Annotated in this window: 12 protein-coding genes; 2 read left to right on the forward strand and 10 right to left on the reverse strand. The window is 46.3% G+C overall.

The window, feature by feature from the left end:
• Window positions 1-29: 29 nt before the first annotated feature.
• From parC to nudF, 6 genes are all read right to left on the reverse strand, one after another.
• Complete coding sequence (gene parC, locus R7Z50_RS16845) at window positions 30-2,315, reverse strand: DNA topoisomerase IV subunit A (RefSeq protein WP_005379870.1); 2,286 nt, start codon at window positions 2,313-2,315, stop codon at window positions 30-32.
• Between the two features lie 3 nt (window positions 2,316-2,318).
• Window positions 2,319-4,199, reverse strand: coding sequence for a DNA topoisomerase IV subunit B (gene parE, locus R7Z50_RS16850; protein WP_005379872.1), 1,881 nt, complete (start codon window positions 4,197-4,199; stop codon window positions 2,319-2,321).
• A gap of 249 nt (window positions 4,200-4,448) precedes the next feature.
• A complete protein-coding gene (yqiA, locus tag R7Z50_RS16855) occupies window positions 4,449-5,033 on the reverse strand; it encodes an esterase YqiA (RefSeq protein ID WP_017820245.1) in 585 nt (194 codons plus the stop codon).
• Between the two features lie 47 nt (window positions 5,034-5,080).
• Window positions 5,081-5,887, reverse strand: coding sequence for a 3',5'-cyclic-AMP phosphodiesterase (cpdA, locus tag R7Z50_RS16860; RefSeq protein ID WP_005379877.1), 807 nt, complete (start codon window positions 5,885-5,887; stop codon window positions 5,081-5,083).
• Window positions 5,888-5,948: 61 nt separating this feature from the next.
• Window positions 5,949-6,392, reverse strand: a complete 444-nt coding sequence (locus R7Z50_RS16865; protein ID WP_017633603.1) for a DUF1249 family protein — start codon at window positions 6,390-6,392, stop codon at window positions 5,949-5,951.
• The gene (gene nudF, locus R7Z50_RS16870; RefSeq protein ID WP_017633602.1) at window positions 6,392-7,042 is read right to left on the reverse strand and encodes an ADP-ribose diphosphatase; all 651 of its coding nucleotides are present in this window, start codon (window positions 7,040-7,042) and stop codon (window positions 6,392-6,394) included. The genes R7Z50_RS16865 and nudF overlap by 1 nt, the downstream gene beginning before the upstream one ends.
• Window positions 7,043-7,271: 229 nt before the next feature.
• On the opposite strand from nudF, the gene tolC reads away from it, so the two are divergent.
• Window positions 7,272-8,600 carry an outer membrane channel protein TolC gene (gene tolC, locus R7Z50_RS16875; RefSeq protein WP_005379884.1) on the forward strand — a complete coding sequence of 443 codons (1,329 nt, stop codon included), beginning with the start codon at window positions 7,272-7,274 and terminating at the stop codon, window positions 8,598-8,600.
• 177 nt (window positions 8,601-8,777) lie between these two features.
• Here the strand turns inward: tolC and hldE are convergent, their stop codons facing one another.
• From hldE to R7Z50_RS16890, 3 genes are all read right to left on the reverse strand, one after another.
• Complete coding sequence (gene hldE, locus R7Z50_RS16880) at window positions 8,778-10,208, reverse strand: bifunctional D-glycero-beta-D-manno-heptose-7-phosphate kinase/D-glycero-beta-D-manno-heptose 1-phosphate adenylyltransferase HldE (protein WP_017633601.1); 1,431 nt, start codon at window positions 10,206-10,208, stop codon at window positions 8,778-8,780.
• A gap of 67 nt (window positions 10,209-10,275) precedes the next feature.
• Entirely contained in the window at window positions 10,276-13,119 is a 2,844-nt protein-coding gene (gene glnE / locus R7Z50_RS16885; RefSeq protein WP_064368976.1) for a bifunctional [glutamate--ammonia ligase]-adenylyl-L-tyrosine phosphorylase/[glutamate--ammonia-ligase] adenylyltransferase, read from the reverse strand.
• Between the two features lie 113 nt (window positions 13,120-13,232).
• Window positions 13,233-14,489 (reverse strand): methyl-accepting chemotaxis protein, encoded by a 1,257-nt coding sequence (locus R7Z50_RS16890; RefSeq protein ID WP_005379890.1) that lies wholly within the window; start codon window positions 14,487-14,489, stop codon window positions 13,233-13,235.
• Window positions 14,490-14,594: 105 nt separating this feature from the next.
• Between R7Z50_RS16890 and R7Z50_RS16895 the strand changes: the two genes are divergently transcribed.
• A complete protein-coding gene (locus R7Z50_RS16895; protein WP_005387432.1) occupies window positions 14,595-15,368 on the forward strand; it encodes a potassium channel family protein in 774 nt (257 codons plus the stop codon).
• Between the two features lie 41 nt (window positions 15,369-15,409).
• Here the strand turns inward: R7Z50_RS16895 and R7Z50_RS16900 are convergent, their stop codons facing one another.
• Window positions 15,410-16,942, reverse strand: coding sequence for an inorganic triphosphatase (locus R7Z50_RS16900; protein WP_005379894.1), 1,533 nt, complete (start codon window positions 16,940-16,942; stop codon window positions 15,410-15,412).
• Window positions 16,943-17,036 lie beyond the last annotated feature (94 nt).

Genomic DNA, 17,036 nt, shown 5'->3' on the forward strand with positions numbered 1-17,036 from the left:
AGCCATTGGCTGGGATTTTTATTTGTGCGTTACTCGCTATCGCTCGGTGTTTCCGTCGTATCGGAATCATCCAGCTCAACTTCAATGCGAGTGACTCGCTGCAAACCTCTCGGTAATAACCCACCTCGGCGACCACGTTCGCCACGGAAGTTATCAAGGTCAGACGGTTTAAGACCCAACTTTCGCTTACCCGCGTACAGCGTTAACGATGCACCTTTTGGTAAAGACATTAAGTGAGATAGTACTTCTTCTCGCTCTTTTGCTTTAGCAGCAGGAATGTTGATGATCTTATTCCCTTTACCTTTCGCCAGTTGTGGCAAGTCTTTGATTGGGAACAGCAGCATGCGACCTTGGTTAGTGATTGCTAAGATTTCATCAGAGTCTAAATCTTCAATCTCTTTTGGCGTCATGATCTCAGAGTTGGCAGGTAAAGTGACGAGCGCTTTACCACTGCGGTTTTTAGACAGCAAGTCCGCGCCTTTACATACAAAGCCGTAACCTGCATCTGAGCCCACCAGCCACAGCTGCTCTTCTTCACTCATGATGACTTGGCGAATACTGCTACCAGCCGTAATATTCAAGCGACCGGTAATCGGCTCACCTTGACTACGAGCAGAAGGCAGTGAGTGCGATTCCAGAGAGTAACTTCGACCGTCACTACCTAGGAATACCGCAGGCTGATTACTCTTACCTCGAGCATGCGCTAAATACTTATCACCCGACTTATAGTTTAAGCCTTCGGCATCCACGTCATGGCCTTTCGCGTGACGAATCCAACCTTTCTCAGAAAGCACAACCGTGATTGGCTCACTTGGTACGAGGTCACGTTCAGTCAGCGCTTTTGCTTCTGCACGCTCAACCATTGGAGAGCGACGATCATCACCGTATTTCTCTGCGTCTGCTTTGATTTCTTTTTTCAGTAGTGTGTTCAGACGACGCTCAGAACCGAGTAGCTGTTCTAGCTTCTCACGCTCTTTCTCTAGCTCGTCTTGCTCACCACGGATCTTCATCTCTTCTAGTTTTGCTAGATGACGAAGTTTGGTATCTAAAATTGCATCCGCTTGGATATCGGTAATACCAAAGCGTTCCATCAGCACCGCTTTTGGATCGTCTTCAGTACGGATGATCTCAATCACTTCATCTAGGTTGAGGTAAGCAACCAACAAACCTTCCAAGATGTGTAGACGAGCCATTACTTTGTCTAGGCGATGTTGTAGACGACGACGCACAGTCGTACGACGGAACTCGATCCACTCAGACAGAATTTGCACCAGACCTTTAACTTGAGGACGGTTATCCAAACCAATCATGTTCAAGTTAACGCGGTAACTGCGCTCAAGATCCGTTGATGCGAACAAGTGGTTCATCAACAAATCACAATCGACGCGGTTTGACTTAGGCACCACAACGATACGCGTTGGGTTCTCGTGATCCGATTCGTCACGAAGATCGTCAACCATTGGCAGCTTCTTCGCACGCATCTGGTTAGCGATTTGCTCAAGCAGTTTGGCACCCGATACTTGGTGAGGCAAAGAAGTGATAACAATATCAGAACCTTCTTTATGCCAAACCGCGCGCATTTTGATGCTGCCACGACCGTTGCGGTAAATCTTCTCGATATCCGCTTGCGGCGAGATAATTTCTGCTTCTGTTGGGTAATCTGGACCTTTGACATACTGCATCACGTCCGGCAGTTCTGCTTTCGGGTTGTCGATCAAATGAATAGTCGCATCTGCGATTTCACGAACGTTGTGCGGTGGGATGTCTGTTGCCATACCAACGGCAATGCCGGTTACACCGTTAAGCAGGATGTGAGGCAGACGTGCTGGCAACATTTGTGGCTCTTTCATTGTGCCATCAAAGTTAGGTTGCCATTCAACCGTGCCCTGGCCAAGTTCGCCAAGCAATACTTCAGCAAACTTAGACAGTTTTGCTTCGGTATAACGCATTGCCGCAAATGATTTCGGATCATCTGGCGCACCCCAGTTACCTTGACCATCCACTAATGGATAGCGGTAAGAGAATGGCTGAGCCATCAATACCATCGCTTCGTAACACGCTGAATCACCGTGCGGATGGTATTTACCTAGCACGTCACCAACGGTACGTGCAGATTTTTTGTATTTTGCTGATGCAGAGAGACCAAGCTCTGACATCGCATAAATGATGCGTCGTTGAACCGGCTTTAAACCATCACCAATGTATGGCAAGGCGCGGTCCATGATTACGTACATCGAGTAGTTCAGATAAGCGTCTTCAGTGAACTTGCGCATTGGCAATTGTTCGACGCCATCGTAGGTAATTTCTGTAGACATCCGTTACACCTCTGCCAAGTCGCCGTTGTTTTGTAGCCAAGAACGACGGTCATCTGCACGCTTTTTACCTAGCAGCATGTCCATCATTTCCATGGTCGCCGTAGAGTCGTCAATGGTTAACTGCACTAAGCGACGCGTGTTCGGATCCATGGTGGTTTCACGCAACTGAAGTGGGTTCATCTCACCCAGACCTTTGAATCGTTGCACGTTGATTTTGGCTTTCTTCTTCGACAAGCGCTCTAAAATGCCATCTTTTTCATCGTCATCGAGGGCGTAGAACACTTCTTTCCCGCAGTCGATTCGATACAGAGGCGGCATCGCCACATAGATATGACCCGCTTCCACTAGTGCGCGGAAGTGGCGAGTAAATAGAGCACAAAGCAGCGTTGCGATGTGAAGACCATCCGAGTCCGCATCGGCAAGGATACAGATCTTACCGTAACGAAGACTCTCGAGGTTGTCGCTATCTGGGTCAATACCCAAAGCAACAGAGATATCGTGTACTTCTTGAGACGCAAGAACTTGATCGGCAGAGACTTCCCACGTGTTCAAGATCTTACCACGCAGTGGCATCACAGCTTGGAATTCACGGTCACGTGCCTGTTTTGCCGAGCCACCCGCAGAGTCACCCTCCACAAAGAAGATTTCAGTGCGACTTAAGTCCTGTGCTGAACAGTCGGTCAACTTGCCTGGCAGTGCCGGGCCGGACGCCACTTTCTTACGTACGACTTTTTTCGCCGCTCGCATACGACGGTGCGCGTTAGCGATACAGACTTCTGCCAATTGCTCTGCGAGCTGAGGCTTTTCGTTCAACCAAAGACTGAACGCATCTTTGACTACGCCAGAGACAAATGCCGCGGTTTGACGAGAAGAGAGACGTTCCTTGGTCTGGCCTGCAAATTGCGGGTCTTGAATCTTAACCGACAGCACGTAAGAACAGCGGTCGAAAACATCATCACCCGTTAGCTTCACACCACGAGGTAATAGATTACGGAACTCACAGAATTCGCGCATCGCTTCCAACAAGCCTTGGCGTAAACCATTAACGTGCGTACCACCTTGAGCGGTTGGGATCAGGTTAACGTAGCTTTCGGTGATCATCTCACCGCCTTCTGGCTGCCAAATTACCGCCCAGTTTGCCGCTTCGGTATCCGCCAAGAACTCACCAGTAAATGGTTCTTCAGGAATAACTGGGTAGCCTTTTACACCTTCCGCAAGATAGTCTTTCAAACCATCTTCGTAGTACCACTTATAGTCTTTGTCATTAACTTTGTCGGTTAATGTGATTTCTAAGCCCGGACACAAAACCGCTTTTGCGCGCAGGTTGTTGACTAAGCGCGTCACAGAGAAGTTAGCCGAATCGAAGTACTTCGCATCAGGCCAGAAATGTACGCTGGTACCGCGATTGCGACGACCACATGTGCCAGTTACGGTCAGATCAGACACTTTCTCGCCGTGTTCAAATGCAATTTCATACACTTGACCATCACGACGAACTGTTACTTCAACGCGTTTTGACAACGCGTTTACTACAGATATACCTACCCCGTGCAAACCACCAGAGAATTGGTAGTTTTTGTTAGAGAACTTACCACCCGCATGTAGCTTACATAGAATTAGCTCTACGCCTGATACTTTCTCTTCTGGGTGGATATCAACAGGCATGCCTCGACCATCATCGATCACTTCGAGTGATTGGTCAGCATGTAGGATGACTTGTACTTTTGAGGCATGTCCGGCTAGCGCTTCATCGACACTGTTGTCGATAACTTCTTGGCCCAAATGGTTTGGGCGCGCTGTATCCGTATACATCCCTGGTCGGCGACGTACTGGCTCTAAGCCATTCAGTACTTCAATGGCACCAGCATTATATTGTTCAGTCATAATACGGAATTATTCTCAAAGTTTACTTGTTGCCTGAGTATCACCAATGGGCGTACCCATACTCAGGAAACGAAAAAGCCACCCTGTTCACATCACTAAGAGTTTGTAAACATGATGCATAACAAAGTAGCCAGGGTCCTCGACCCTTAAGATCTTTTGGCAAAACATAGTCGGAAAGCATACCGCCCATGTCAAGAAACGGTTGGATATATCAATAAAAACTATGAGCCTTTTCCAATCGCTTTCGAATTACAGTTCTAGAAATTCGATAATCTGTGCAGGATAACGCTCAAAGCCTACAAAACTGTGATCACCGCCTTGTTCTACTGTTTGCTTAGCGTCTGCAAACTTATCTACCGCTTGTCGATAGTCTAAAACCTCATCTTCTGTTTGTTGCAATAACCAAAAAGAATGTGGCGACGCGATGCTTTGTACATCAAGAGCTTTTAACTCGTCAATATGACAAGCTTCAAGTGTATAGGTTTCATGCGTATATGGGTTAGTTTGCTTACCTAAATAATCTACTAGCAACTCATAAGGCTTGACTGCGGGGTTGACCACTACCGCTTTAAACCCAAACTTGTCATTTAGCCACGTTGACATAAAACCGCCTAATGAGCTGCCCACTAGACCAATTTTATAGTCGTCTTTATATTGCTCGATAATATCCAACAACATTTTCGCCGCTTGCTGAGGATAACAAGGTAACTGGGGAACAATCACCTTAATATCAGGCCTATGTTGCTCGCAGTAGGCTCTCATCACATTCGCTTTCATGGAGAGTGGAGAGCTATTAAAGCCATGGATATAGAGAAGAAGTGAAGGTTTACTCATAGATATCTCGCACAAAAAAGCGAGCCCGAACAGAGAGCTCGGGCGCGTTAGTAGCCGTTAGAAGAGAAGTCTGGTTGGAACTGGCCATCAGGAAGCCGACCTACTTGGGTCGTAATATCGCCACAAGCGTGTAGTTGCAGCTCCCGCCAACCAGGCGAAGTGGTATCAAGGGCAAAATCATCCGAGTTAGGCTTAAACTGAACACAAGTTGAGGGTGTTGCCATCACTCGAATGCCCTTGTAAAGCACATTCATATCTTGATGAACATGACCACAGAGAATGCCTTTCACGTTATCAAAACGCTCGACAACCTGCCAAAACGCTTCGGCATCTTTTAAAGTATGTTGATCAAGCCACGCGCTTCCGACCAGTAACGGGTGATGATGCAACAAAACAAGTGTGTGTCTTTCTGGGTGTTCGGCTAGCTTTTCTTCGAGTAGCGTTAATTGCTGATCACTCAAGCGCCCATGAGGAACGCCAACAACTTGCGAGTCTAAAAGAATTAACTGCCAATGCTCGCCAAGCAACACATGCTCTGCGGCTTTGATTTGTGGCGAAGGCAAAACACTGCCCATATTAGGCTTGTAATCATGATTACCAGGTAGCCAAAAGCAGTCTTTCTCTAGCGGTTCAATGCCGTTGGCAAAGCGCTGATAAGATTCTGCACTATGGTCTTGGGAAATATCGCCTGTCGCCAAGATGTAATCAAACGCCACGTTGCGGCGTAAAACATCAGCAACAACAGCATTGAAGCTATCGACTGTTTTTACGCTTAGCAAACTTCCCTCATCGGCAGCAAACAGATGAGTATCCGTAATTTGTAAAAGTTTGATGCTGTCACTAGATGATTGCAAAATGAAAACCTGATTCGTCCACTATATCGTTATTTGTTATTTTCCTTTAGTGACGTGACGATCAATTGAAGGCAAGTGGTGTTCTACTGATACCACTTCGTAAACAAAACGTCAGCCATTCACCGAGGAATGTGTTTAATTGATGCTTTTCATCTTTCTGCATCAGTTGGTCATTGGGATAATCATACTTAGCTTTTATGCGAGAGAACTCTCCGCTTGAGCATACTTCGGCTACTCTCGCATCATGATAAAGCCTGACAGACATCGTCGGTAAAGGAAACACTGGCGTTTCATCACTCTGACATATCTCAACAACTGTGGTGTATTTTGTGATTTCATTCACGGTCAATTGGTAAACCATGTTCGCCGCTTGGTAGCAACGTACATCCCCAACTTCAGCAGAAGCAGGCAATAAGGCATTCAATTTAGCGTAGTTGGTCTCATACGTTCTCATAAGACCAGCTAAATCAACATGATATTGTTGTTTTTCAGCCAATTGTGCCATTACTCACTCTCCACCGTTTGGGATAGTCCCCATTCTGACTTTAACTCTTGATGGTGTAATTGCAGCCATTGCAACGCAATAATCGACGCACCATTTTCAAATTTTCCGTCCTTCACCCATTGATACGCCGTTTCACGACTCATGACATGAACGCGGATATCTTCATTCTCATAGTCTAAACCATGAATGCCGTGCGCTTTAGACGCATCCACTTCACCAACAAAGACGTCTAGCTTTTCCGAGCAACCACCAGCCGAAGGATAATAGGAAGTAACAGGTACAACGCGCCCCACCTGAATCCCCGCTTCTTCGACAGCCTCTCGACGAATTACGGCTTCAGCAGATTCATCGCGGTCAATCATACCGGCGACAATTTCTAGCTGCCAAGGGTGTTCATGTTCCAACGCGCCAATACGAATCTGTTCAATGATTACGACCTGGTCCGTCTTTGGATCATAAGGAAGCATCGCTGCTGCGTGACCACGCTCGAACATTTCTCGTTCGACAACTCCACTCCAACCACCAGCAAATAGCCTATGCTGAAAGCGGTATTTCACCATTTTGAAAAAACCTTCAAATAAGGTTTCTTTCGAGATGACTTTTACATCTCGCGAAGTAAAATCTTGTTGTTGTTTGTCACGCTGTTGCATTCAACACCTCTCTGAGTGAATCCTGTAGTTTACTCATTGTTATTCGCTTGCTCAAAGGACTTGGCTCAACTTTTTGTATAATAGTTACAAATTAATTTAAGTCTTTGCTAAAAATTTATTGCACAAGTGGATAATTACGTGTAAAAAAGTGCAAACTTTAGAGTAAATATCGTGCAAATTGAGTTAAACTACTGAGAATTAACCAATCTATGGACCGCGGGAATAGAAAATGAAAAAATTGCTTCCACTATTTATCAGTGCAGCGCTAGGTAGCATGAGTACGTCTGCGTTCGCAGACTCTTTGGCTGAAATCTACGACTTGGCAAAACAAAATGATCCACAATTGCTCAGTGTAGCAGCACAACGTGACCAAGCTTTCGAAGCAATCACCTCAAGCCGTAGTGCTCTATTACCACAAATTAACCTTACTGCGGGTTACAATTTAACTCGTGGTGATACTGAATACGATTCAAATCTAATTAGCGACGTATCAAACGATGGCAACGCACTAACCGCTGGCGTTAGCTTTTCACAAGCACTTTACAACCGCGCATCTTGGATCTCTCTAGATACTGCTGAGAAAAGTGCTCGCCAAGCAGACGCAACTTACGCAGCGACGCAACAGGCACTGATTCTTCGCGTGTCACAAGCGTATTTTGAAGTTCTACGCGCACAAGATAATCTTGTTTTCGTACGTGCAGAAAAAGCCGCGGTTGGCCGTCAACTTGAGCAAACTAAACAGCGTTTTGAAGTAGGTTTGTCTGCAATCACTGACGTGCATGACGCACAAGCTCAGTACGACCAAGTGCTAGCGGACGAAGTGTTGGCAGAAAACGCGCTCACTAATAGCTACGAGTCACTGCGTGAAATTACAGGCCAAGAGCACAAAGATCTCAACATTTTGGACACTGGCCGCTTCACTGCTAGCCCATCGACCGTACCTGCTGAATCGCTCATTGATGAAGCAAAAACCAAAAACCTGACCTTGCTATCTTCACGTATTCTTCAAGACATTGCGCGTGACAATATTTCACTAGCAAGCTCTGGCCACCTACCAACGCTCTCTCTAGACGGTGGTTACAACTACGGTGATACTTCTCATAGCTCTCGTGACAACACGACAGACAACTTCAATATTGGTGTGAACCTTGCAGTACCGCTATACACAGGTGGTAACGTAACCTCTCAAACCAAACAAGCTGAATACGCATACGTGGCAGCAAGCGAAGATCTTGAAGCACAGTACCGTAGCGTAGTCAAAGATGTTCGCGCACAAAACAACAACATTAACGCCTCTATCGGCGCATTACGTGCGTATGAGCAAGCGGTTATTTCTGCACGCTCTGCACTAGAAGCAACAGAAGCTGGCTTTGATGTAGGTACTCGTACTATCGTTGATGTACTGGACGCGACTCGTCGTCTATACGATGCGAACAAAAACCTATCGAACGCTCGTTACGACTACATTTTAAGTGTTCTTCAGCTACGCCAAGCAGTTGGTACGCTAAGCGAACAAGACATCTTGGACGTTGATGCAGGTTTGAAAGCGGCAAAATAACCGCTAACTGAATACTTCAGGTCTTAATAAATAAAAACGCCAGTTGAGTTATCAGCTGGCGTTTTTTATTACTTGTAGTTCAGAGCCTAAAAGTGTCTCTGAGCATCAAGTATCAAAAAGGCCGCACTTAGCGACCTTTATGAGCAAATAGCATTTCAATGCTAACAAACAGCAGGCTTAGCCCTTACCGCCTTTGATTGCATTAATGATCTCACTGGTCGAGCAGCCATCTTCAAAGTTCAATACACGAACTTCACCACCCGCCGCAATGACTTCTTTACCACCAGCAATCTCTTCTGGTTTGTAGTCACCGCCTTTTACTAGCAAGCTTGGTAGAACTTCTGAGATCAAACGCTGCGGCGTATCTTCACTAAATGGTACAACCCAATCCACAGCGCCCAAACCTGCCAACACCGCCATGCGGCGATCGGTTGGGTTTACCGGACGACCAGGGCCTTTAAGGCGTTTTACTGACTCATCGGTATTTACCGCAACGATTAGGCGATCGCCCAGTTCAGCAGCATGGTTTAAGTAAGACACATGCCCAGCGTGCAGAATATCAAAGCAGCCATTTGTCATAACGACTTTCTCGCCACGAGCTCGTGCTTTTTTCACCGCTTCGATCAGTGCTTTTTCTGAAATCACACCGTAATCCGTGTCTTGGCTGCCATGTACCGCTTCTGCTAATTCAATCTCAGAAAGCGTTGACGTGCCTAGTTTACCAACCACAACACCTGCCGCTGCGTTTGCTAATGCACACGCTTCTTCAAATGATTTGCCTGCGGCAACAGACGCTGCCAATACAGAGATAACCGTGTCGCCCGCACCTGTCACGTCGTACACTTCTTTCGCTTGAGTTGGAAGGTGGAACGGTTCCTGGCCACGACGAATCAAGGTCATTCCGTTTTCGCTGCGTGTCACTAAAAGCGCTTCAAATTCAAACTCTTCAACCAAAGCCAGTGCTTTCTCTACTAGCTCTTGGTCAGATTTCACTTTACCTACAACGTCTTCGAACTCTTTCATGTTTGGCGTAAGAAGTGTTGCGCCACGGTAACGTTCAAAATCAGCACCTTTCGGGTCAATGAAAACCGGAATATTTGCTGCGCGCGCTTTTTGAATGTATGCCTGAACATGCTCTAACGAACCTTTTGCGTAGTCAGACATAATCACGGCTTTAACGTTTGGCAGTGCGGCATCCATTCGAGATAACACTGGCGCAGAATCTGTGTTTTCAAACTTGTCTTCGAAGTCGAGACGAATAAGCTGTTGTCCACGGCTCATTACGCGAAGCTTCGTAATCGTTGGGTAATCAGGCAGTGCAACGAAATCGCACTTCACATTGAGTGAGCTCAGCGTCTCCGTCAGCACTTTTGCAGGCTCATCTTCCCCAGTTAGACCAACAATGTGAGCATGGCCACCTAGTGATGCGATGTTCATCGCAACGTTCGCAGCACCACCGGGACGCTCTTCATTGTTTTCTACTTTTACAACAGGAACCGGCGCTTCAGGAGAAATGCGTCCGGTTGGGCCATACCAGTAACGATCTAGCATGACATCACCGATGATGAGCACACCAGCGCTGTTGTAATCAGGTAGAATTGGTTTCATTGTTGGTCTCCAAAAATTAAATCGAAGTGAGTTTATCACAGCCCTTATCGAGGCTAAATATATGGTCTTAACTGAACCACTGATTCCAAGCCTGTTTTACCCACTCCCTTTCGGCAACAAACTTATCTTCCACCACATCAGCGTCTAAATTAAGTAGATTTCGGCGGTGTATTTCGTTTCGCATTGTCGTGTAAGCACGTATCAACTGCATTGCTTGGTCTTCGTCCATAACATCTTGCGCAATGAGCGTTTCAAAGATGCGCACATTATCACACCAACGCGTCAATTTCGGCTTATCGTGACTATAGTTGAGCACTAGGTACTGAGCGAGAAATTCGATATCGGTAATCCCACCTACATCTTGCTTGAGCATAAAGCGGCCTGGCTTTTTCCCCCCAAGATGACCGCGCATTTTTTCTCTCATTTCGACAACGTCTTTTTTCAGTTCAGCTTGATCGCGTGCTTTGCACAACACATCATGCCGCGTATTGTGAAATGCAATTGCCAGTGGTTCATCACCATAAATCATGCGCGCGCGGACAAGTGCTTGATGTTCCCATGTCCACGCGTCTTGATGTTGGTAGTCGTCGAACGCGTCTGTTGGGCTAACCAACAAACCCGATGCACCGGACGGACGCAATCGGGTATCGACCTCGTATAAAATACCGGAAGCGGTGCGAGTGGAGAAAATATGAATGATACGCTGTGCTAAACGAAGGTAGAACTGACGACCATCAATCTCTTTCTTGCCGTCAGTGTAGACATTGACGGGGCAGTCATGCATGAAGACAATATCCAAATCGGAGTTATAGCCGAGCTCCCACCCTCCGACTTTACCATAACCAATTACAGCAAAGCCTTTACCTTCACGATCTTTCACATGCGTTGGCTCGCCGTACTTTTCAGACACTTGCAACCAAGCCTGACTGATCACCGCATCCACGATAGCTTCCGCTAAATAAGTTAAATGGTCACTCACTTTCATCACTGGCAATGCGCCAGCAATATCTGCCGCTGCAATACGCAAAATACAAATTTGCTTAAACTGACGCAACGCTTCCATTTGCTGTTCCATATCATCTTCAGGAATACGCGCCAAATAATCACGCAGCTCTGTACGGTAACTGTCTAATGGAATGGGATTGTATAGCTGCGCAGGGTCGATTAACTCATCAAGCAAGATAGGATAACGAGACAGCTGCTCTGAAATCATTGGGCTTGCGGTACACAAACGTACGAGCTGCACCAGAGCCGCTGGATGCTCATCCAATAATTCCAAGTAAGTTGTGCGAGTGCAGATGTTGTGTAGCAAGTGAAGTACACGAGATAAACCAAACTGTGCATCAGGATGGGCAAAGACCGCATCAAACACTTTCGGCATCAAACGATTGAGCACTTCGCGTCCACGTGGGCCTAACGTTTTTTTGGCCAGATCGGTTTTAAAGTTGATGATGGTTTTCGCGCATGAAGCAAAGTCTTCAATCTGAATATCCTGCTGCAAGATATGCTCAAGAACGTCTTGTTTGTCGGCCATATCCCATAGCTCATGAAAATGACGAGCAACAGTAGTCCCCTCGTCTTCTTCATCATCACCAATTAGTGATTCAAAAACTTGGTGAACATTTGCCATATGCTGCTGGGTTTGCTCAATTAATTGCTCCCAACAGCTCATTTTCATCGCAGTGGCGAGCTTTAAGCGTTCGGTTTCGCAATCAGGCAGCGTCTGGGTTTGCTTATCCGCCATTGCTTGCAACAAGTTTTCTAATTGACGCAAGTACTTGTATGCGGCTTCTAGATCGCTGACTTCTTGTGGAGTAAGCAATGCCAGCTCTTCAATGCCTTGCAGCGTTTCCAACAGCCCTCGATTACGCAAAGAAGGCTCTCGACCACCTCGAATCAATTGAAAAACTTGAGCGATAAATTCAATTTCTCGGATGCCACCCGCACCTAGCTTAATGTTGTTATTCAAACCTCGGCGGCGAACCTCGCTACTGATCATCGACTTCATTCGTCGCAAAGATTGAATCGCACTGAAATCAATATAACGACGAAAAACAAAAGGGCGCAGCATTTGGCGTAGCTCTTGATACTGCGGGTACATCTCACATCCCATCACCCGAGCTTTGATCATCGCGTAACGTTCCCAATCTCGCCCCTGTTCTTGGTAATAATCTTCAAGTGCGGCATAGCTCATTACCAAGGGGCCACTTTCTCCAAATGGGCGAAGTCGCATGTCGACGCGGTAGCAAAAACCATCGAAGGTTTGTTGGTCGAGCGCTTTGATGATGCGTTGACCAAGACGAGTAAAGAACTGGGCATTGGCAATGCTGCGGCGTGCGCCTTGGGTTTCGCCATTCTCTGGATACGTGAAAATTAGATCAATATCGGAAGAAAAGTTTAACTCGCCACCACCTAGTTTCCCCATGCCGATAATTAACATCGGCTGCACTTCACCGTCCTCACTTGTTGGCGTGCCCCACTCCTGACAACACACTTGATATTGCCATTGATAGGTTTCAAAAATCATCGCTTCTGCCAACTCAGATAAGTGGCTTAAAGACGTCTCTAGAGACCATGCATGCGTGAAATCCTTCCACGCAATGTACACCATTTCTCGGTTGCGAAACTGACGCAACACGCGATGACCAGACATCTCATCAGGACATTGTTCCAACAGTTCAGCAAGGCGTGAGCGGTAAGACTCCTGACGACTTGGCTGCGCTAACATACTTGGCAACTCACGGGCTAGGACTTCATCGCGATGAATGGCTTCGGTTATAAATTGGCTTAAGCCCGCCACATAACGAAATTGCTGCGCAACCTCATCGGGCCAAAGGGGAAAATAACCTGCGTCTTGGGCGTTCTGTACGGCAGATTCAGCGATAGAAATCAGTGGCGAAGGCAGCTGCATTTTTCTTCCTTGTTTGAAAAGCACGGTAACTCATTCTTTATACCAGACTGAAAGCAAATAAAAACGCCCACAAAAGGTTTGTGGGCGTTTTATCAAAAGTTCGGGATCGAATATTAAACTTGGAAAGATTTGATCTTCTTGTCTAGCTCACCTGCATTATTTTGCATCATTTCAGAGGTTTCTAGCAGCTCGGTAACGACAACAACTGAGGCTTCCACCAACTCACGTACATTGGTGAGGTTTTGGCTCATCTCTTCTGCAACACTGCTTTGCTGACCAGACGCCGTCGCGATCTGGAAGTTCATGTCATTGATTTGCGTCACTTGCCCAACAATACCATCAAGCTCAGATCCAGCATTAGAAACCAGCTCGTTTCCATCTGCCGCTTCCACAACGCTTTTTTCCATGAGTTCTACCGCAGATTCAGCACTGGTTTGCAGCTGTGCGATCATCTCTTGAATTTCTACCGTCGCTTGTTGTGTACGTTGGGCAAGGTTACGAACTTCATCTGCAACCACAGCAAAACCCCGCCCAGCCTCGCCAGCTCGCGCCGCTTCAATCGCCGCATTCAGTGCAAGCAGGTTGGTTTGCTCAGAAATGCCTTGAATCGTCCCTACAACGCTACCAATGGCTTCAACACGTTCTTCAACTTGGTTAACCGCTTGTGCCGATGAAGCGATATCCGACGAAAGTTCACTCATTTTCGCCATTGTACTTTGCAAGAACTGCTGACCAGAAATTGCTTGTGCGGAAGCTTGCTCTGTCAGAGAAGATGCCGTCTGGGCATGTTCCGCAACCGTTTGGACCGTCGACGACATTTCACTCATCGCCGTAGCAAGTTGATCAATTTCGTTAAACTCTTCTTGCGCCGATTCCTTAGTTTCCGACATGCTCAGTGTCATGACTTCGGTGAGCGTTGATAATTCATCAGACGCATTAATTTGCATTTGAATCACATCGTGCAATTGTCGACGTGTCTTTTCTAATTCACGTGCCACGTCTCCGTATTCATCTTTACAATCCATACCAAATGGAACAGAGAGGTTCTTGCTCGCCATCAGTTTGATCGCGTCGCTCAGATACTGTGTTTGACGCAACATCACTCTAGCCGCCGCTAATAAGAGCACGACAAAAACCACTATCAATAAGGCGGTTTGCCAAGCAACTTGCGTTAAGTATGCTTCATAATGCTGTTGGGCAACTTGCGCGTTTTGTGTCGCCGCTAAAAGTGAGTCGTAAAAAGTGTTTGCGTCCCACAGTTGTTTTGCCACGATCAGGACAGTACTGAAGACCATCAACATGACCATTTTAGGCACCAGTCGAATGTCGGATATGACCCTTTCCCATGGCTTAAATGCCAGCTTTTCCATTGTCAGTTCTCCACCGAGTCTTATATAGTCTTTATCTATAATCTTTATATTACTTATAGTTATGTTCGCGCTTTGCGTGGTTACGCGATTTATTTTGAGCTTCGTATGAAAAACAATGATATCAAAGACAGCACACGACCGATGGGCCTGTTGTCACTAATATTGTCTTTTATGGCACTATTTGTGATCTCTGGCTTGTTGTTTTTCCCGATCGATCACGAAACCCGTCAAGTTCTTATCGGTCTGGATTTCATAATCTGTAGTATTTTTCTACTACAGCTCACCATTGATTTGATCCGGTCCACAGATCGCTGGTTATTCCTTAAACGTCATTGGATAGATTTCGTGGCGAGCATCCCATTGATAGAGCCCCTGCGCTTTGCTCGTATTTTTCATATTATGCGAGTGGTATTAGTACTGCGTTCGTCAAAGTTCATTTTGCATCAGCTCAAAGAAAACCGCCGCGAAACCACGGTCGCCTCTATACTGCTATTGATGGTTATCCTCATAACACTCGGTTCTAGTGCAATGCTGTTTATCGAAGCGAAAAACCCAGAAGCGAATATTCGTACTGGCGCCGATGCTTTGTGGTGGGTATTTGTAACAATCTCAACGGTTGGTTACGGCGATCATTATCCAGTGACCTCCATAGGAAAGTTTTTGGCTGTCATCATCATTGTTTGCGGGGTGGGTATCTTTGGTATGATCTCGGGTCTTATCACCTCTATCCTTACTGCCCCAACGAAACAACAGACGCACAGTTCAATCAATAAAGAACGTATGCTCGAGCAGCTCCTAAGCCAACAAGCGCAAATACTAGAACGACTCGATTTCATGGAAAAAGAGCTACAACAACGTAAAACAGAGACAAAAAAATAGGACCATGCGGTCCTATTTTTTTGTTCTTATCACCAGAACGATCATTCACGCCAATAAGGCTGAACTTCCACACTGATCGCTCGGGTTTGATCCATTGCATGCAAAATTGAGCGCTCTTGACGGTGCAACCAGCGTTCTAACTGCTCTTTTTCTGCGTCTTCCAGCATATCAACCAACGGGAGTAAGTGGTTCAGCATTAGCAGATCATCGATACCATGCACTAGATCCGCCCATGGTAAACGGAAGCTGTTACGCTCATCCGAGTTATACAAACTCGCGAAACCAATACCAGTATAGAGGTTACGCAATAAGCGATAACGCTGATCAACGTACTCTTGCGCCGTCAAATCGCGCTCTGCTGGGAAAGCTTCCATTAGCTCAGCCCAAGTGCGATCGAGCTGAGTAACTGAAAACGGCATGATGTTACTTGCCATTTTTTCACGTGCTTTTTCATCAAGAAATGGCTGCCAACCGCGCGCTAAGATCCAGCGGCTTAGATCCAGCAGTAACCCTGTGTAACGCGCGGAATTGAGCAACCCTAGCACTTCTTCACGGCTTGGCAACTCTTGTAACTGCTGAGTCAACTCAGATACTAAGAACTTACGCGCATCCAACTTGCGCAGCACATTGCCTTTGTCATCTAAAAGCTCTTCAAGGTGTGCATGCTCATCCAACCAACTCAGTTCTTCTTCCAACCATTTAAGCTCTTGGCGCAGAATCGCGCTCGCGCGACGAGGGACAATCCCGCCAAAAATAGTCAATGTTTGACGAATGAAACGAATGGCATTACTGATTTCACGCAGTGCTTCCACGCTGTCACGCTCAGCATAAATTTGCTCGTGATAATGCCAATGAGACAAAGCGTGCTCTAAAGAGTTGATCAAGCAAAATTCAACGGTATCCGTCGGACTACTGTCCACAAGTGCCAATGATTTTACTTCATCACCCGCATAACCGCTTGCAAGTCGATAACCTTTCGCCGCTTTGCTCAAGTTACCCAAGCGCATACCGCCTTGCTCGCAAAAGCTGCGTGCCAGTGTGAATAAAGCTTCGGTTTGGCCAGACTTAAGTTCCAGTTCAACTTCGCAAATTGGCTCTTGCTTCTCTTCTTCGTCTTCACCTTTGGCTACAACTAAGCCTTGGTCAAAGGCAACTTCAATCTGACTGCCATCGGGCATGCCAATCAGCCATTGTTCACGTGTGAAGTTGGTCGAGAATAATGGCATAAGCTCGGATTGCAGCGTTTCTGCATCTTTACCTGGAGGCCAAATATCTAGAGGATGAAGCGACAGATTAGGCTCATCGCTAGTGTGCTCAGCATTGTATTCTGGTCTTTGATGTAAGCCTGCGACGACGCGTCCTGCTGTCTTTACGGTTTGGACGAATACATCATCAAAACGGCGAATTCTTAAACCAATGTCGTGCTTTCTAAGCCATTTATCGGCAGTATCAAAATAGGTGTTACCCAAGTCACGACAACTATGCTGAAGTACTTTTGTCTCAGAAATTTTTTCTTTTAAAGTTTCTGAAAATTCAGGAGAAACAAAAAACTTCAGTTCTATTTCGGTTTCCATAGCTATACCTTTCAAAGCAGATAGAAACAGGATATTGCGTAATTTCTCACACGGCAAGAGAGAAATATCGCCGGAATGATGATCTAAAACAGTT

Source organism: Vibrio sp. 1249-1, assembly GCF_033340495.1.